General features: G+C 68.4%; 17 protein-coding genes. 10 read left to right on the top strand and 7 right to left on the bottom strand.

Annotation, left to right across the window (positions count from 1 at the left end; translation table 11 throughout):
• Positions 1-12 precede the first annotated feature (12 nt).
• Positions 13-864 (bottom strand): LysR substrate-binding domain-containing protein, encoded by an 852-nt coding sequence (locus R9B84_RS21410; protein WP_423760338.1) that lies wholly within the window; start codon positions 862-864, stop codon positions 13-15.
• A gap of 106 nt (positions 865-970) precedes the next feature.
• On the opposite strand from R9B84_RS21410, the gene R9B84_RS21405 reads away from it, so the two are divergent.
• Positions 971-1,618: a LysE family translocator gene (locus tag R9B84_RS21405; protein ID WP_423760337.1), complete on the top strand. Its 648-nt coding sequence runs from the start codon at positions 971-973 to the stop codon at positions 1,616-1,618.
• Between the two features lie 60 nt (positions 1,619-1,678).
• Here R9B84_RS21405 and sfnG read toward each other — a convergent pair whose 3' ends face one another.
• Both sfnG and msuE read right to left on the bottom strand, forming a co-directional pair.
• On the bottom strand, positions 1,679-2,782 hold the full coding sequence (gene sfnG / locus R9B84_RS21400; RefSeq protein ID WP_423760336.1) for a dimethylsulfone monooxygenase SfnG: 1,104 nt from the start codon (positions 2,780-2,782) through the stop codon (positions 1,679-1,681).
• Between the two features lie 35 nt (positions 2,783-2,817).
• Positions 2,818-3,378: an FMN reductase gene (msuE, locus tag R9B84_RS21395; protein ID WP_423760335.1), complete on the bottom strand. Its 561-nt coding sequence runs from the start codon at positions 3,376-3,378 to the stop codon at positions 2,818-2,820.
• Positions 3,379-3,606: 228 nt separating this feature from the next.
• Between msuE and R9B84_RS21390 the strand changes: the two genes are divergently transcribed.
• From R9B84_RS21390 to R9B84_RS21380, 3 genes are all read left to right on the top strand, one after another.
• On the top strand, positions 3,607-3,975 hold the full coding sequence (locus R9B84_RS21390) for a hypothetical protein (RefSeq protein WP_423760334.1): 369 nt from the start codon (positions 3,607-3,609) through the stop codon (positions 3,973-3,975).
• Entirely contained in the window at positions 3,972-5,129 is a 1,158-nt protein-coding gene (locus R9B84_RS21385) for a sigma-54 interaction domain-containing protein (protein ID WP_423760333.1), read from the top strand. The genes R9B84_RS21390 and R9B84_RS21385 overlap by 4 nt, the downstream gene beginning before the upstream one ends.
• 231 nt (positions 5,130-5,360) lie before the next feature.
• A complete protein-coding gene (locus R9B84_RS21380) occupies positions 5,361-7,061 on the top strand; it encodes a dihydroxyacetone kinase family protein (RefSeq protein WP_423760332.1) in 1,701 nt (566 codons plus the stop codon).
• Between the two features lie 34 nt (positions 7,062-7,095).
• Here R9B84_RS21380 and R9B84_RS21375 read toward each other — a convergent pair whose 3' ends face one another.
• The 4 genes from R9B84_RS21375 to R9B84_RS21360 all read right to left on the bottom strand — a co-directional run bounded on the left by R9B84_RS21375 (position 7,096) and on the right by R9B84_RS21360 (position 9,970).
• The gene (locus tag R9B84_RS21375; RefSeq protein WP_423760331.1) at positions 7,096-7,569 is read right to left on the bottom strand and encodes a hypothetical protein; all 474 of its coding nucleotides are present in this window, start codon (positions 7,567-7,569) and stop codon (positions 7,096-7,098) included.
• A gap of 57 nt (positions 7,570-7,626) precedes the next feature.
• On the bottom strand, positions 7,627-7,914 hold the full coding sequence (locus tag R9B84_RS21370) for a DUF1330 domain-containing protein (protein WP_423760330.1): 288 nt from the start codon (positions 7,912-7,914) through the stop codon (positions 7,627-7,629).
• 142 nt (positions 7,915-8,056) lie between these two features.
• A complete protein-coding gene (locus R9B84_RS21365; RefSeq protein WP_423760329.1) occupies positions 8,057-8,860 on the bottom strand; it encodes an HpcH/HpaI aldolase/citrate lyase family protein in 804 nt (267 codons plus the stop codon).
• A 249-nt stretch (positions 8,861-9,109) separates the two neighbouring features.
• Positions 9,110-9,970 (bottom strand): FAS1-like dehydratase domain-containing protein, encoded by an 861-nt coding sequence (locus tag R9B84_RS21360; RefSeq protein ID WP_423760328.1) that lies wholly within the window; start codon positions 9,968-9,970, stop codon positions 9,110-9,112.
• A gap of 318 nt (positions 9,971-10,288) precedes the next feature.
• Between R9B84_RS21360 and R9B84_RS21355 the strand changes: the two genes are divergently transcribed.
• From R9B84_RS21355 to R9B84_RS21330, 6 genes are all read left to right on the top strand, one after another.
• The gene (locus R9B84_RS21355) at positions 10,289-10,756 is read left to right on the top strand and encodes a MarR family winged helix-turn-helix transcriptional regulator (RefSeq protein ID WP_423760327.1); all 468 of its coding nucleotides are present in this window, start codon (positions 10,289-10,291) and stop codon (positions 10,754-10,756) included.
• Positions 10,753-12,885, top strand: coding sequence for an FUSC family protein (locus tag R9B84_RS21350; RefSeq protein WP_423760326.1), 2,133 nt, complete (start codon positions 10,753-10,755; stop codon positions 12,883-12,885). Before R9B84_RS21355 ends, R9B84_RS21350 begins: the two co-directional genes overlap by 4 nt.
• Positions 12,886-12,919: 34 nt before the next feature.
• Positions 12,920-13,132 (top strand): DUF1656 domain-containing protein, encoded by a 213-nt coding sequence (locus tag R9B84_RS21345; RefSeq protein WP_423760325.1) that lies wholly within the window; start codon positions 12,920-12,922, stop codon positions 13,130-13,132.
• A gap of 1 nt (position 13,133) precedes the next feature.
• Positions 13,134-14,111: an efflux RND transporter periplasmic adaptor subunit gene (locus R9B84_RS21340; protein ID WP_423760324.1), complete on the top strand. Its 978-nt coding sequence runs from the start codon at positions 13,134-13,136 to the stop codon at positions 14,109-14,111.
• Positions 14,108-15,607, top strand: a complete 1,500-nt coding sequence (locus tag R9B84_RS21335) for an efflux transporter outer membrane subunit (protein ID WP_423760323.1) — start codon at positions 14,108-14,110, stop codon at positions 15,605-15,607. Before R9B84_RS21340 ends, R9B84_RS21335 begins: the two co-directional genes overlap by 4 nt.
• Before the next feature lie 189 nt (positions 15,608-15,796).
• Entirely contained in the window at positions 15,797-16,222 is a 426-nt protein-coding gene (locus tag R9B84_RS21330; protein WP_423760322.1) for a TOBE domain-containing protein, read from the top strand.
• The last annotated feature ends 50 nt before the right edge of the window (positions 16,223-16,272 follow it).

The following is a 16,272-nucleotide window of genomic DNA, read 5'->3' as shown; positions in this document are numbered from 1 at the left end:
GGCCGCTCGGGTTCAGGTACGCCATTCGCCGAGAATCTGCTCGGCCAGGTAGTCGCACGGCGGGCGGGCGGACTGCGCGCTACGCGCGAGCACGACCTCGAGTTCGCCCAGCGGAGGCAGCCCGTGGCTTTCCGACAGTTGCACGAGATGATCGGGAATGCAGCAGCGCGCCAGCGGCGCGACCGCGAGCCCGGCCTCCACCATGCTAAGGAGGCCGAGATGGCTCGGGCTTTCGTACGACATCCGGTACGGGATCTTCCGCCGGTTCAGCGCCTTGACCGCCTGATCGCGCGCCATGCTGCCGCCGTGCGTGAAGAAGGCAACCGGCAGCGGCCGCTCCTCCCATACGTTGCGTTTCGGCGACCCGACCCAGACGAGCGGTTCGAGCCGGATCAGCTCGCCGGTCACGCCCTTGATCCGCGTGAGACACGCGAGGTCGACCGTGTTGTCCTTCAGCATCGGCACGAGCGCGCTGCTCGGCTGGCCGATCACGCGCACTTCCACGCGCGGATGCATCGCGGCGAATTTGCCGAGCACCTGCGGCAGCAGCGACGAAATGTAGTCGTCGGGCACGCCGATCGTCACGCGGCCGCGAATCTCCGGGCGCACCACCGACGCCCACGCCTCGTCGCGCATCGCCAGCATCCGGCGGCCGTATTCGGCGAGCGTCCTGCCGTCGTCGGTGGCCGTCACGTTGCGCGTATCGCGGATGAAAAGCGGTTTGCCGAGCGCGTCTTCCAGCGCCTTGATCTGCATGCTCACCGCCGACGGCGACCGATGCACGGCCTGCGCGCCCTGCGCGAACGATCCGGATTCCGCGACCGCCACCACCATCGCCAGCACATCGAGGTCGAGCTTTTTCATTTCATTCAGAAAATCTGATCAATCGATTCAGTTTATCCCGTTTTACTGTTCACCTCCACGGTCGGACAATGAATCCCGTCAACACTCGTTGCAGGAAGCGGAAAACATGCATACATCCGGATCGCTTTACGGATTTCTCGCCATCGGCGGCATGCTCGCGGTCACGCCGGGGCCGAACATGGTCTACGTGATGTCGCGCTCGATCGCGCAAGGGCGCGCGGCCGGGCTCATTTCGCTGGCCGGCGTGATGATCGGTTACCTGTTCTACATGTTCGCCGCGGCGTTCGGCATCACGACGCTGTTCATGAGCGTGCCCTATGCGGGCAGCGTGCTGGGCGCGGTCGGTGCGGCCTACCTGCTGACCCTCGCATGGCAGGCGGTCAGGCCCGGCGGCCGTTCGCCGTTCGAGGTGCGGACGCTGCCGAACGAGCAGCCGCTGCGGCTGCTGGCGATGGGCGCGACGACCAGCGTGCTGAATCCGAAGCTCGCGATGCTGTTCGTGTCGCTGCTTCCGCAGTTCATCGACTACCGGCAAGGCAGCGTGTTCGGCCAGTCGCTGTTTCTCGGTTCACTGTTGATCGCCGCGTTCGCGTCGGCAAACGGGTTGGTGGCGATCTGCTCGAGCAGCATCGCGACGTTCCTGCACGGGCGCCCGACGCTGCTGCTTGCGCAGCGCTGGGCGATGGGCCTCATCCTCGGCGGACTCGGCGTGCAGATGGTTGTCGATGCATCGAAGATGGCGGGCGTGGCGTGAGTGTCGCGCTGGCGCGGCGCGGGCTCACGCAATCGCGAGCCGCGCGCCGGCCGGCATCCATCACGCGGCGACTGCCTGCCGCTGCGCCTCGAGTTCGCGCACGAGCGGCAGCACGCGCTGGCCGAAGTACTCGACTTCCTCGATGAAATGCAGGAATCCCGCGAGCACGAGATCGACGCCGATCGCCTTCAGCGCGACGATCCGCTCGGCGATCTGTTGCGGCGTGCCGATCAGGTTCGTGCGGAAGCCGTCGTTGTACTGCACGAGATCCTCGAACGTGGATTTCGCCCAGTTGCCCTCGCCTTCCGGCGACGCCTTGCCGGCCTCCTTCACCGCATCGCCGAACGCATGCACGGCCTCGACGTGCGCGTGCCGGACGATGTCGTCGAGCACGGCCCGCGCCTCTTCCTCGGTGTCGCGCGCGATCACGAACGCGTTGACGCCGATGCGCACGCGATGGTTGTTCGCGGCCGCCTTCGCGCGGATGTCGTCGATCTGCGCCTTCAGGTTCTCCGGCGTATTGCCGTTCGTGAAATACCAGTCCGACACGCTCGCCGCGTTGTCGCGCGCCGCGCGCGAGCTGCCGCCCTGGAAGATCTCCGGATGCGGTTTCTGCACCGGCTTCGGGCTCAGCGTGTAGTCGTTGAAACGGTAGAAATCGCCCTTGAACGTGAAGTTGTCCTGCGTCCAGATGCCCTTCAGCGCCTGGATGAATTCCTTCGAGCGCCGATAGCGTTCGTCGTGCTCGAGCCACGGCTCGCCGATCGCGGCGAATTCGCCCTTGAACCAGCCGCTCACGACGTTGATCGCGATGCGCCCGTTCGAAATATGGTCGATCGTCGCGAGCTGCTTCGCGACCACGGCCGGATGCCACGGCCCCGGCAGGATCGCGGCGAGCACCTTGAGCTTCGTCGTCGCATGCAGCAGCGCCTGGCTGAACGACACCGATTCGTGCTGGTATTCGGCGCCGTAGCCGGCCGTGAAGCGGATCTGGCTCAGCGCATAGTCGAAGCCGGCCGCCTCGGCCGTGCGCGCGAGCTGCTGGTTGTATTCGAGGCTCCAGTCGGTGCGCTGCTCGATCGTGCTGACGACGAGGCCGCCGCTGACGTTCGGCACCCAGTAAGCGAATTTGACGCCATCGGCGGAAGGGTCGGTAAGGCTCATGACGATGTCCTGGTCGAAGGGGAAACGGAAGCGGCCTACGCGGCCGCGGCGGAAAGCGCATGCGGACGCAGTTGCGGCACGGCGCGACCCACGGCGAGCGCGATGCGCGCCCGCAGCGCCTGGTTCGCGATTTCGTATCGGTCGAAATCGCTTTCTGACGCGTACACGCCGATCGGCAGCGTGCGCGCCTGGAAGAAGCTGAAGAGCGGGCGGAGCTGGTGGTCGATCACGAGCGCATGACGCTCGCTGCCGCCGGTTGCGGCGAGCAGCACGGGCACGTCGACGAGCGCGCCGTGATGCACGAGGTCGAACAGGTGCTTGAAGAGGCCCGTGTATGACGCGCGATACACGGGGCTCGCGACGACGAGTGCATCGGCCGTCTCGATCGCGCGAATCTGCGCTTCGAGGTCGGCCGGCACCTGTGCGCGCGTCAGCGCACCGGCCAGCCGGCCGCCGATCTTGCCGAGTTCGATCAGCCGCGTATCGATCGGCAGCGCGGCGCCGAGCGCCGCGACGATCGCGTCGGTCAGCGCCAGCGTGCGCGACGGCCGTTGCAGGCCGCCCGATATCGCGACCACGTTGATGGCATGGCTCATCGTTGCATTCCCATTGTCGAGTCGGGCGCCAACGCACCCGTCACGCCATGGTTCCGCAAGGAGCGTGCCAATGCTGAGATCGCCATGAAAATCAATCGTCTGCATGACGAAATGCATCGCGATCGATGGCCTGTCGCGGTGTTTTCGCCGATCGCCGCATATCGATAAGCGTGCCAGCCGGCGCATCACAACCATATTCCGCAGCGAGATGAACTGTGGGAAGCAGTCGTGCTGATTCGCTGCTGCCTGATCAGCAGCGCGGCGTATGTCGAAGGCGTCCTTCCGTTTCAGCGTGGAATCCGCAACGCACGCGGCACCCGTTCGCCGCGATCGCGCGCCGACGCAACGCGATGCATCGCTGCAGCAGTGTCGAAGAAGCTGCTTAGTCGACATCCGCACGATGCATTTCGCTTTACCGAACGACATCGCGTTACGCAACTGCGTCCAGCGCAGCAATCCGGCATTGGTTATCAGAAATCGATGTTTCCCGCGTTGCGCAAAACGTTGAACACTTTGCTGATCACGCAGCACCCTGTCAGCAACATCCATCATGGCCTGACCGAACCGTGCAGCGACCCGATACCTACACAGCCATGACATCCATTTCCGTATCGCCACGCGCGGCCGACCTGCGCGTCGTCGCACCGTCCCGCGAAGAACCGGGCCCTCCGGACGCCCTGCAAACGGCCGAGCGCCTTGCGCCCGTCCTCACGCTGCCCGACAGGCCCGCGCTCGCGACGTCGATCCGCGCCCGTGCGCAGGTGTTCGTCGATCCGCGCTCGGTCGCGCTGCTCGAACGGATTCGCCTCGTCGCGCCGAGCGACGCGAACGTGCTGATCGTCGGCGAAACGGGCACCGGCAAGGAACTGATCGCGCGCCACGTGCACAGCCTCAGCCGCCGCAACAACGGGCCGTTCGTTGCCGTGAACTGCGGCGCGTTCTCCGAAACGCTGGTCGAGAGCGAACTGTTCGGCCACGAGAAAGGGGCGTTTACGGGTGCATTCAGCGCGAAGCCGGGCTGGTTCGAAGCCGCGAACGGCGGCACGCTGTTTCTCGACGAGATCGGCGACCTGCCGCTGTCGATGCAGGTCAAGCTGCTGCGCGTGCTGCAGGAGCGCGAGGTCGTGCGGCTCGGTTCGCGCACGGGCATGCCGATCGACGTGCGCGTGGTCGCCGCGACCAACGTCGACCTGCAGCAGGCGGTCGCGACCGGGCATTTTCGCGGCGACCTGTTCTACCGGCTCAACGTCGTGCAGCTCGCCGTGCCGACGCTGCGCGAACGCCCGGGCGACATCCTGCCGCTCGCACGCCACTTCTTCGACGACTACCGCAGCCGCCTCGGCTACGGGCCGCGCAGCATCGATCCGCGCGCCGAGCGCAAGCTCGAGGCGCATGGCTGGCCCGGCAATATCCGCGAACTGGAGAACGTGATCCATCACGCGCTGCTCGTGAGCCGTCACGATTCGCTGCAGGACTCCGACCTGCACATCGCGTCGCCACGCGCGTCGGCCGCCGCCGCGCGTGCGCCGGAGCCGGCCGCCGGCGCGCAGGCCGCGCTCGAACGGGCGCTGCGCGACCTGTTCGACGAGGATCACGGCAACCTGTTCGAACGGATCGAGGACACCGTGATGCGCGTCGCGTTCGAATTCAGCCACCGCAACCAGATCCAGGCCGCGCGGCTGCTCGGCATCAGCCGCAACGTGCTGCGTGCGCGGCTGATTCGCGCAAAGGAAATCGCGGCGGCGAAGTAGCAGCATCCGGGGCGGGCCCCCGCCCCGGCACGGCACGATCGCGCCCGCGATCCGTGCGACGACGTCCAGTCCTGATGTATCGTGGTGCGAAGCGCGCGCCCGTCGCCGCGTGCGGCCGGCGATACCGACCCTGCCTGCGACAGGGCGCCCGCACGACCATCCGTTACACGAAAGCCGTCCGGCGCCTGCGCGGGCCGGGCGAGCCCCGTTCAACCGTCTGGAACCGTCGCCATGAAAAAGCTTGTGAACCACCCGTCCGATGTCGTGCGGGAGATGCTGGAAGGCATCGCGCGGCAGTCGCCGCATCTCGCGATCCTCGGCGACGAGCACGTGCTCGTCCGCCAGCCGCTGCCCGAGCCGGCGCAACGGCCCGTCGCCGTTCTCTCCGGCGGCGGCAGCGGCCACGAGCCCGCGCACGGCGGCTACGTCGGCGAAGGGATGCTGAGTGCGGCCGTGTGCGGCGAAGTCTTCACGTCGCCGTCCACCGACGCCGTGCTTGCCGCGATTCGCGCAAGCGCCGGCCCGAACGGCGCGCTGCTGATCGTGAAGAACTACACGGGCGACCGGCTCAATTTCGGGCTCGCCGCCGAGCTCGCGCGAGCGGAAGGCATTCCGGTCGAGACCGTCATCGTCGCCGACGACGTGTCGCTGCGCGGCCGTGTCGAGCGCGGCCAGCGCCGCGGGATCGCCGGCACCGTGCTGATCCACAAGCTCGCCGGCGCGGCGGCCGCGCGCGGGCTGCCGCTCGCCCGTGTCGCCGCGATCGCGCGCGACGCGGCGGCCGAGCTCGGCACGATGGGCGTCGCGCTCGACGGCTGCACGATCCCGGGCGCCGACAAGTCGGGCTTCAGCCTGGCCGATCACGAGATCGAGCTCGGCCTCGGCATCCACGGCGAGAAGGGCGTCGAACGCCGCGCGCCGCTGCCCGCCGACGCGCTGGTCGACACGTTGCTGTCGAGCATCGTCGCCGATCTCGTGCTCGACAGCGGCGAACGCGTCGCACTGTTCGTCAACGGTCTCGGCGCGACGCCGGACATGGAACTCGCGATCGTGCTGCGCGACGCGTACGACAACCTGAGCCGGCGCGGCATCGTCGTCGCACGTGCGTGGGCCGGCACGTTCCTGTCGGCGCTGAACATGCCCGGCTGCTCGATCTCGGTGCTGCGGCTGAACGAAGAACGCGCGGCGCTGCTCGACGCGCCGACGCAGGCGCGCGCATGGCCGGGCGGCGGCGCCGTGAATGCGCACATCCGCGTGGCCGCCGCCGACTCGCACGACGCACCGCTGCCGCCGCTCGACGCGGCCGGCCGCGCGTGGGCCGCGCGCCTGCAGCCGGCACTGCACGCGGTCGCGCAGACGCTGATCGATCACGAGCAGACACTGACCGACCTCGATGCGGCGGCCGGCGACGGCGATCTCGGCGCGAGCATGCTGCGTGCCGCGCACGCGATCCTCGACCTGCCGGAAACTGCGTACGGCACGCCGGCCGGTACGCTCGCGGCGCTCGGCGCCGCGTTGCGCCGTGCCATTGCCGGCAGTTCGGGACCGTTCTATGCGACCGCGCTGCTGCGCGCGTCGCGCCGGCTGGCCGATATCGCCGAGCCGTCGGCGCGCGACTGGGCCGCGGCGTTCCGACACGCGGTGGATTCGATCAGCGAACTCGGCGGCGCGCACGCCGGCGACCGGACGATGCTCGATGCGCTGGTGCCGGCTGCCGATGCGTTCGACCGTGCACTCGACAGCGATCGCGATCCCGCGAGTGCATGGGCGGCAGCCGTCGAGGCCGCCGAACATGGCGCACAGGAAACGGCGCGCATGACGCCGCGCGCGGGGCGCGCGAGTTATCTCGGCGAGCGTGCGATCGGCACGCCGGATGGTGGCGCGGTTGCGGTGTCGTACTGGTTGCGTGCGTTGCAGCCGCACGTGCGATAAGCGGCGGCGGCGCGCGCAATGCGCGCCGCCCGCATCAACCTGCCGCGCGCGTTTTCGTCCGCCCGGGCAACAACATGGCGCCGACCAGCGCGGCGCCGAAACTCGCGAGCCAGCACCAGTAGCCGATCGCATCGAGATGAACCGGCTCGACCCCGCCGCCTTCGTTGACGACGATCTGATGCTGCGTCAGGAAGCTCGATCCGAACAGCAGCGCCAGCGCGGCCAGCACGACCGCCTGCGCGCGCAGGCGCTTCACGGTCAGCAACCAGGCCGCGAACACGAGCGGGTTCGCGAGCCACGCAACGATGCCGAAGAACACGCCCATCCAGCCGGTCAGCAGCACCTGCCAACCGTCGGCCCACGGATGCGGATCCGGCGCGCCCGTACGGAACGGTGCGGTGGCCATCGCGACGAGATAGAACAGCACGCTGATCGCCAGCAGCGACGTGGCGGCACGGCCCATCGGCGGCCGGACGGAGTCAGGGGACGAAGTCGTCGTGTTCATCATGCGTCACGCGTCGCATCGCATCGCATCGCATTGAAAGAAACGCCCGAAGCGTCGCGTTCAAACGCCCTCGACCAGCACCGCGCGATAACGCGCGCCCTTGAAGCGGTGCTGAACGACGGCCTGGTATTCGGGGCCGTGATACCACGCGTGCGCGGCTTCCTTCGACGGAAACTCGACGATCACGACACCCTCCGGCCCTTCGCCTTCCAGCGTTTCCTGCGGGCCATAGGCGGCGAGCACCTTGACCGGATGTCCGCCAAGCGTCGGGCCGACCTTGCTGTGATAGACGTCGAGTTCGTGCTGGTCCTGCGTGCTTTCCCGCGTAAACACGATGTAGGTTGCCAAGATGCATACCCCTTGTGAGATGGGAGGAAGATCGGACGCAGGTCGCCGTTCCGCCGGCTGCATGCGCCGTCCCGGGCGTGGTCACGTGCCGCGCGGCCGGTTGTGCGGATTATAGATGCCAGCCGGTGAATGCGCTGACGGCCTACCCGCGCAGGATGCGTCGCGCCTTCAGGATCACGGGCGCGTCGACCATTTTCCCGTCGAGGGCGACCGCCGCACCGGCACTCGCCGCCACCGCTTCGAGCACGCGCCGCGCCCATGCCTGCTCGGCCTCACTCCATGCATACGCGCGATGCACCGCGTCGAGCTGCTTCGGATGAATGCACAGCTTGCCGCCGAACCCGAACCGCCGCGCGTAACGCGCATGCCGTTCGATCGCGTCGGAAGCGTCGATGACCGTCGACACGCCGTCGACCGGCGGCGCGATGCCCGCGAGCCGCGACGCGAGCACGATCCGCGAGCGGAACGCGTCGAGTTCCTCCCCGTCGCCGTCGATTCCGAGATCGACCTGGAAATCGAGCGTGCCGAACGCAACGCGCGCGACGCGCGGCGCCGTGCACACTTCATCGAGCCCCGCGATGCCGGCCGCCGTCTCGATGATCGGCAGCAGTTCGAGCGAACGATGCGCATGCGCGAGCACCGCGTCGACCTGGGCGCGCGCCTCGCACTTCGGCAGCATCACGCCGGCCGTGCCCGGATGCACTGCAATCGCCGCGATGTCGTCGGCGAACCATCCGGTATCGGCCGCGTTCACGCGCACCCACGCGGGCCTCGCGGCATCGAGGTGCGCGACGACCGTTTCGCGCGCCGCCGGCTTGTCGTCCGGCGGCACCGCATCCTCGAGATCGAAGATCACCGCGTCGGCGCCGGCCGTGCGCGCCTTCTCGAAGCGCTCCGGGCGATTACCGGGAACGAACAGCCACGAACGTGCGGATGCGGCCGTCATGCCGATGCCTCCTGAAACGGTATGCCGATCGCATGGCGCGACGCGAACATCGCGAGCGTGACGTCGGGAGCGGGAATCGTGTTCCTCATCATTGGTCGTGCAAGCGCAATCAGATCGTGCCGCTCGTACGCAGCGCATCGATACGCACGCGGTCGTAGCCGCGTTCGGCGAGGATCGCGTCCGTGTGCTGGCCGAGCGCCGGCTGCCGCAACACCTGCTCGCAGAATGGAAGAGAACATTGCGCGTGCGCTATGCGAGCGTCGCGGTGGCCTGCATCGTCAACCAGCCGTCGCGATCCTTCGTCCATAGCTCGATCGTGCCACCGTCTTCCGACGGCTTGCCGCACAGCGTGAACGGCTGCCCGTCGAAGGTCGGACGCACCGCGCGGAACGCGAAGCTCGCGAGCGTCGCGTCGGGCCGTTCACGGTGCACGAGATCGACGAGCAGCGTCGCGATCAGCGGGCCGTGCACGACGAGGCCCGGATAACCTTCCTCCTGCGTCACATAGCTGCGGTCGTAGTGGATGCGGTGACCGTTGAACGTCAGCGCCGAATAGCGGAACAGCATCACGGCGTCGGCGGTGACGATGCGCGACCACGTTTCGCCGGTGGGCGCTGCAACCGGCTTCGGCACAGGTGCGCCAGGCTGCGGCGCGTCGCGATAGACGATGTCGTGCTCTTCCTCGACGCACAGCTCGCCGTCACACTCGATCCGGTGCTGCACCGTTACGAACACGAGCCGGCCGCTGCGGCCCGTCTTGTCCTCGATGTTCGCGATCGTCGATTCGCGCGTCGCGCGGCGCCCCGCGCGCAGCGGCGCATGGAACGTCAGGCGGCCGCCGGCCCACATCCGGTTCGGCAACGGCACGGGCGGCAGGAAGCCGCCGCGCCTGGGGTGGCCGTCGGGGCCGACTTCGGCCATCGGCGCGACCGGCAGGAAGTAGAGCCAGTGCCACAGCGGCGGCACGACGTCGCCGGGCGACGCGCGGTCGAGCGTGGCGGCCAGCGCGTTCAGCGGGAATGCGGTGATGTCGTCGCCGAGCGTTTCGATCTTGCCGAGCCACGCGTCGATCGACGGCGCGTCGGCGGGCTGCGAGGATGAGGTTGACACGTGCGAAGTCTCCGATGCGATTGCAATGGTCCTAATATGCACGCCGCACGCCGTTTCGCGAAGTCGGCTTTCCCGAACCCCTGCTCCGCATTTTCCTGATGCACGGCCCGGCCCTGCCCGACGATTTTCGTCTGACCATTCAATATAGTCGCCGCGCGGCCGCATGCGGCTCCCGGACACCAACCTTACAGCTTGACCATCGCCGGCACGCCGCCTAAATTGCTTCAAACGGCCCGGCCGGGGCACGCGCGACATGACACGCGGGTGACAAAAATCGATAGTTTGCTATCGAATGTTTTTGCCCCTATCATCTCGCCCATGACCAATCTGCACGATCTCCGTCTCGCCGTCAGCAGCCTGCTCGTGCTGTCCGCGCGCAAGTGGCGCCGTACCAGCGACGGCGTGCTGAACGCGTACAACGTGTCCGAGGCCTGCGCGACGCCGCTGCTGATCGCCGGCCGTCTCGGCGAAGGCGTGCGGCAGGGCACGCTCGCCGAACACGTCGGCATCGAGGGGCCCTCGCTCGTGCGCCTGCTCGACCAGCTGTGTGCGGCCGGCCTCGCGCGCCGCGACGAGGATCCGCATGACCGCCGCGCGAAAACGATTTCGCTGACGGCCGCCGGCCGCGCGGTCACCGCGAAGATGGAGGAAGACCTGCGCGTGCTGCGCGCGCAAGTGCTCAAGGGCGTCACGCGCGCCGATCTCGAAACGACGTTACGCGTGCTGAACGCATTCAACGCGTCCGACGCGGCGCCCCCGCCCCACGCTGCCGATTCCGCGCCATGACCTACCCGAGCCTTCGCGACTGGCTGTTCTCGGGCAAAACGTTCGCCGCGTCGATGCTGGCGCTGTACCTCGGCCTGTATTTCCAGTTGCCGCGCCCGTACTGGGCGATGGCGAGCGTCTACATCGTGTCGAACCCGTTCGTCGGCGCGACGCGCTCGAAGGCGCTGTATCGCGCGCTCGGCACCGCGCTCGGCGCGGCCGCCGCGATCCTCTTCGTGCCGCCGTTCGTCGAGACGCCGCTGCTGTTCGCGATCATCGTCGCCACCTGGTGCGGCACGCTGCTGTACCTCGCGATCTCCGATCGCACCGCGCGCAGCTACGTGTTCATGCTCGCCGGCTACACGATGCCGCTGATCGCGCTGCCCACCGTGACCGATCCGTCCACGGTATTCGACGTCGCGATCGCGCGCACCGAGGAAATCGTGCTCGGCATCGTGTGCGCGAGCATGGTCGGCAGCGCCGTGTTCCCGAACCGGCTCGCGCCGACGCTGATCGAGCGCACCGACGCATGGTTCAAGGACGCCGCGTTCTACGGCCGCGAAACGCTGTCCGGTCACATCGCCGGCAAGGCGCTGTCGGCGTGCCGGCAGCGCCTCGCGATGACGATCAACGGCCTCGAGTTCCTGCTGAGCCAGTTGAGCTACGACCATGCGCATCCGCGCATCCTCGCGCGCGCGCAGGCACTCGCGGGCCGGATGCAGTTGTTCCTGCCGCTGATGTCGTCGCTCGCCGATCCGCTGATCGCGCTGATGCGCGACCTGCACGTGCGCCCGCCCGCGCTCGACGCGCTGCTGGCCGACGCCGCGAAGTGGTTCGACGCGCCGCTGCCGGCCGTGAAATCCGGCACCGACGGCGACATGGCGCACGACCCGATCGCGGACAACCTGCGCGAACGCATCGCCGCGCTGCAGCCCGCCGACAGCGCGCTGGCGAGCTGGGACGGCGCGCTGCTGTCGAATGCGCTGTGGCGGCTGCGCCAGGTCATCGACATCTGGCAGGACTGCCGTTCGCTGCGTGCGCTGATCGCGAACGAGTCGGGCATCTGGCAGCCGCGCTACCGGCACTGGCGGCTCGGCGGCACCGAACGCTTCTTCGATCGCGGGATGATGCTGTTCTCGACGCTGACCGTGATGCTCGCCATCGTGTTCGCGTGCTGGCTGTGGATCTCGTCCGGCTGGCATGACGGCGCGGCCGCCGTCACGCTCGTGGCCGTGTCGTGCAGCTTCTTCGCCGCACTCGACGAGCCCGCACCGCTGGTATTCAAGTTCTTCCTGTCGACGGCCGCGAGCGTCGTGTTCGCGGGCCTGTACCTGTTCGTCGTGCTGCCGCACGTGCACGACTTCGCGATGCTCGTGCTGATGTTCGCGGGCCCGTTCATCCTGATCGGCACGCTGCTGCCGCGCCCGCAGTTCAACATGGTGACGATGCTCGTCGCGGTGAACACGGCCACCTTCATCAGCATCCAGAGTGCCTATGAAGCCGACTTCTTCGTGTTCCTGAACAGCAACCTCGCCGGCGTGGCCGGGCTGCTGTTCGCGTACCTGTGGACGCGCGCGACGCGGCCATTCGGCGCGGAACTCGCGGTGCGGCGCCTGCTGCGCTCGGGCTGGGAAGACGTCGCGCGCTCCGCATCGACGCAGCCGCTCGACGACCAGCGCAACCACGCATCGCGGATGCTCGATCGCGTCACGCAACTGCTGCCGCGTCTGGGCGCGTCCGACGACCACCGTCACCCGTCGATCGAAAGCTTCCGCGACCTGCGCATCGCTCTGAACGCGCTCGACCTGCGCCGCGCGCGCCGCCGGTTGTCGGGCGACGTGCCCGACGCGATCGACCGCGTACTGGCCGGCGTCACCGACCACTACGCACGCTGCGCGGCCGCGAACGCGCGCCAGCCCGCGCCACCGGCGCTGCTCGCGTCGATCGACGACGCACTGCACCGCGTGGCCGGCCGCAACCTGCCGGACGCCGCACCCACCGGCGGCGACGCGGCACCCGCAGCGCCTGCCACACCCGCGACGCACCGCCGGCTGCGCGACACGCTGCACGCGCTCGTCGGCCTGCGGCTGTCGCTGTATCCGGCCGCGGCCGCGCAAGCACCGCAGACACCGGACGGAGCACGCGCATGATGCGGCTTTCCAACCTGTCTTTCCGACCGCGACCATGATCGGCGAAATCGACATCTTCGGCGTATTCGTGCCGGCTCCGCTCGTGCTGATGCTGATCGCCTACCTGATCAACATCGTCGTGCGCGCGGCGCTCGAGCGCGTCGGCTTCTACCGCCTCGTCTGGCACCGTTCGATCTTCGACCTCGGCATCTACGTGTTCGTGTTCGCCGCCGTCGTGATCGTTTCCCACCATCTCGTGGCTACCTAACGTGAAAAAATCCTGGCTTTCGGCAGGACAAATCCTGCTCACCCTGATCGTCGTCGTCGTGGCCGGCCTCGTGCTGTGGCGAATCATCAACTACTACATGTTCTCGCCGTGGACGCGCGACGGGCACGTGCGCGCCGACGTGATCCAGGTCGCACCGGACGTGTCGGGCCTCATCACGTCGGTACAGGTCGCCGACAACCAGGAGGTCAGGCGCGGCCAGGCGCTGTTCGTGATCGACCAGGCCCGCTACACGCTCGCGGAGCGCCTCGCCGAAGCGACACTCGCGCAGCGCCGCGCGACGCTCGCCCAGGCGAAGCGCGAATACGCGCGCAACCTGCAGCTCGGCAATCTCGTCGCGAGCGAACAGGTCGAGGAAAGCCGCACGCGCGTCGAACAGGGCGAAGCCGCCGTCGCCGATGCGCAGGTATCGCTCGACACCGCGAAACTGAACCTGCAGCGCACGACGATCGTCAGTCCCGTAGACGGCTACCTGAACGACCGCGCGCCGCGCGTCGGCGAATACGTGCCGGCCGGCCGCGCGGTGCTGTCGGTCGTCGACCGCGATTCGTTCCGCGTCGACGGCTACTTCGAGGAAACCAAGCTGCGCGGCATCCATATCGGCCAGCCGGTCGACATCATCGTGATGGGTGAGCCGCATGCGCTGCGCGGGCACGTGCAGAGCATCGTCGCCGCGATCGAGGATCGCGACCGCACGCAGGGCGCGAACCTGCTGCCGAACGTGAACCCGGCATTCAGCTGGGTGCGGCTGGCGCAGCGCGTGCCGGTGCGCGTCGTACTCGACGAGGTGCCCGACGACTTCCGGATGATCGCAGGCCGCACCGCGACGGTTTCGATGCGCGAATCCGATACGCGCCGCCACGACAACGCGAAGCCGGCAGCCGCCAGCGCGACGTCCGCAGTCACGCCGGTAGCGACGGCTTCCGGTGCGGCCGCCAGCACGGCGGGGGCATCGCAATGAAATGGCACGGTCTGCGCCTCGCGGCGGCGCTCGCGCCGCTCGCGCTCGCCCTCGGCGCGTGCAAGTCCGTCGGCCCCGATTACATGCTGCCGCAACAGGCATACGTGAATGCGCCGCTCACGAACCATGCGCTCGACGACGCGAACGGCACGCTCGTATCGCGTGACGCCGTGCCCGGCAACTGGTGGCAGCTATACGACGATCCCGTACTCGACGAACTCGTGCGCAGCGCGCTGAAGTCGAACACCGACCTGCGCGTCGCCGCAGCCAACCTCGCGCGCTCGCGCGCGGCGCTGGAAGTCGCGAACCAACAGGGCGGATTCTCGGGCGGCGCGGAAGCGGCCGTGCAACGCGCGCAGGAATCGGCTGAACAGTACCTGCTCGAAAACAAGCTGCCGGTCGTCAACGAAGGCGCGGTCGGCATCAACGTGTCGTACGAGATCGACCTGTTCGGCAAGCTGCGGCGCGGCGTCGAAGCCGCGCGCGCAGACAGCGAGGCCGTCAGGGCAGCCGGAGACCTGGCGCGCATCACGGTCGTCGCCGACGTCGTGCGCGCGTACGTCGAATCGTGCTCGGCCGGCGACGAACTGGCGATCGCGAAGCAGTCGCTCGCGCTGCAGAAGCAGCGCGTGGCGCTGTCGCAGCGGTTGCGCGATGCCGGGCGCGGCAACCAGACCGACGTAACGCGCGGCGTGACGCAGGTACGCACGCTCGCCGCCGACATCCCGCGCTTCGAAGGCCGACGCAAGGTCGCGCAATACCAGCTCGCCGCGCTGCTCGCGCGCGCGCCGGCCGACCTGCCGAAGGCCGTCGCCGAATGCGAACGCCTGCCGAAGCTGCGCCAGCCGATTCCGATCGGCGACGGCGCCGCGCTGCTGCGCCGCCGCCCCGACGTTCGCGAAGCCGAGCGGCAGCTCGCTGCCGCAACCGCGCGAATCGGCGTGGCAACCGCCGCGCTGTACCCGTCGGTCAGCATCGGCGCGTCGGCCGGCTCGGTCGGCCTCGCCGCCGACCTGTTTTCGTCCACGACCAATCGCTGGTCGTTCGGACCGCTGATCAGTTGGTCATTCCCCGTCAACGGCCAGCGTGCGCGTGTACGCGAAGCCGAGGCTGCGACCGGCGGCGCACTCGCGCACTTCGACGGTGTCGTGCTGAACGCGCTGCGCGAAACGCAGTCGAGTCTCGCGACCTATGCCGCCGACGTGCAGCGCACCGATGCGCTGCGCACGGCCTACGAATCGGCGCGCAATTCCGCCGACGAAACGCATCGTCTCTATGCGGCCGGCCGCGAGTCGTTCATCTCCGACCTCGACGCGACGCGCACGCTGACGAGCGTGCAGGCGCAGGTCGCGGCCGCCGAGGGACAGGTCGCGGCCGATCAGGTGCGGCTCTTTCTCGCACTCGGTGGCGGATGGGAGCCCGACAGCGCAGCGACCGCTCAGGATGCCCGTCCCGCCGCGACGCGTGCTGCCACGGCATCCGCAGCCAGCGAGTAAGCGCCGCAGCGTTATCACCTTCGCCACATAACGCGAACCTGGCGAAACGCGCTGTGCCAGCGGGTTTTTCTGATTCGCGCCATAGCATCCGGAGGACGACGGACGCCCGCGTTGACGGTAAACTGGCCGATGCACTTCCATTCATCTTCCGCTGCCGATCCGGCAGCGGCATCCACTCGGAGAGTCATCATGCGAACCAGCGCACGCAACCATTTCGCCGGCCAGGTCAGCGCCGTCAAGCCCGGTGCCGTCAACGACGAAATCACGCTCCGCACGCAGGACGGCCTCGACATCGTCGCGGTGATCACCCACGGCAGCGCGGCTTCGCTGGGCCTCGCGGCCGGCTCGAAGGCGTTCGCACTCGTCAAGGCATCGTCGGTCATCGTGATGGTCGACGTCGACAGCAGCAAGGTGTCGGCCCGCAACTGCGTCGCGGGCACCGTGTCGTCGGTCGCAAAGGGCGCGGTCAATTCGGAAGTCGTGATCAAGGCCGCGGGCGGCACCGAGATCGTCGCGATCGTCACCAACGACAGCGTCGATCGTCTGGGCCTCGCGAGCGGCAACGCCGCGTCCGCGATCTTCAAGGCATCGAGCGTGATCGTCGGCGTCGAGTGATCGCATGACGCGCGCCGCGATCGCGATCCGGTTTGCGCCGCGCATTCGCG

This window comes from Burkholderia sp. NLJ2 (assembly GCF_049487195.1).
GTDB lineage: Bacteria > Pseudomonadota > Gammaproteobacteria > Burkholderiales > Burkholderiaceae > Burkholderia > Burkholderia pyrrocinia.
This window is presented reverse-complemented; position numbering and strand designations above follow the sequence as displayed.

What these genes read in the sequence shown, in the direction of transcription:
- R9B84_RS21365 (WP_423760329.1), bottom strand. Translation starts at nt 8,860, where the DNA reads ATGACGGCCGCATCCGCACGTTCGTGGCTGTTCGTTCCCGGTAATCGC.
- R9B84_RS21410 (WP_423760338.1), bottom strand. Translation starts at nt 864, where the DNA reads ATGAAAAAGCTCGACCTCGATGTGCTGGCGATGGTGGTGGCGGTCGCG.
- R9B84_RS21330 (WP_423760322.1), top strand. Translation starts at nt 15,797, where the DNA reads ATGCGAACCAGCGCACGCAACCATTTCGCCGGCCAGGTCAGCGCCGTC.
- R9B84_RS21385 (WP_423760333.1), top strand. Translation starts at nt 3,972, where the DNA reads ATGACATCCATTTCCGTATCGCCACGCGCGGCCGACCTGCGCGTCGTC.
- R9B84_RS21405 (WP_423760337.1), top strand. Translation starts at nt 971, where the DNA reads ATGCATACATCCGGATCGCTTTACGGATTTCTCGCCATCGGCGGCATG.
- R9B84_RS21345 (WP_423760325.1), top strand. Translation starts at nt 12,920, where the DNA reads ATGATCGGCGAAATCGACATCTTCGGCGTATTCGTGCCGGCTCCGCTC.
- sfnG (WP_423760336.1), bottom strand. Translation starts at nt 2,782, where the DNA reads ATGAGCCTTACCGACCCTTCCGCCGATGGCGTCAAATTCGCTTACTGG.
- R9B84_RS21350 (WP_423760326.1), top strand. Translation starts at nt 10,753, where the DNA reads ATGACCTACCCGAGCCTTCGCGACTGGCTGTTCTCGGGCAAAACGTTC.
- R9B84_RS21335 (WP_423760323.1), top strand. Translation starts at nt 14,108, where the DNA reads ATGAAATGGCACGGTCTGCGCCTCGCGGCGGCGCTCGCGCCGCTCGCG.
- R9B84_RS21355 (WP_423760327.1), top strand. Translation starts at nt 10,289, where the DNA reads ATGACCAATCTGCACGATCTCCGTCTCGCCGTCAGCAGCCTGCTCGTG.
- R9B84_RS21380 (WP_423760332.1), top strand. Translation starts at nt 5,361, where the DNA reads ATGAAAAAGCTTGTGAACCACCCGTCCGATGTCGTGCGGGAGATGCTG.
- msuE (WP_423760335.1), bottom strand. Translation starts at nt 3,378, where the DNA reads ATGAGCCATGCCATCAACGTGGTCGCGATATCGGGCGGCCTGCAACGG.
- R9B84_RS21375 (WP_423760331.1), bottom strand. Translation starts at nt 7,569, where the DNA reads ATGATGAACACGACGACTTCGTCCCCTGACTCCGTCCGGCCGCCGATG.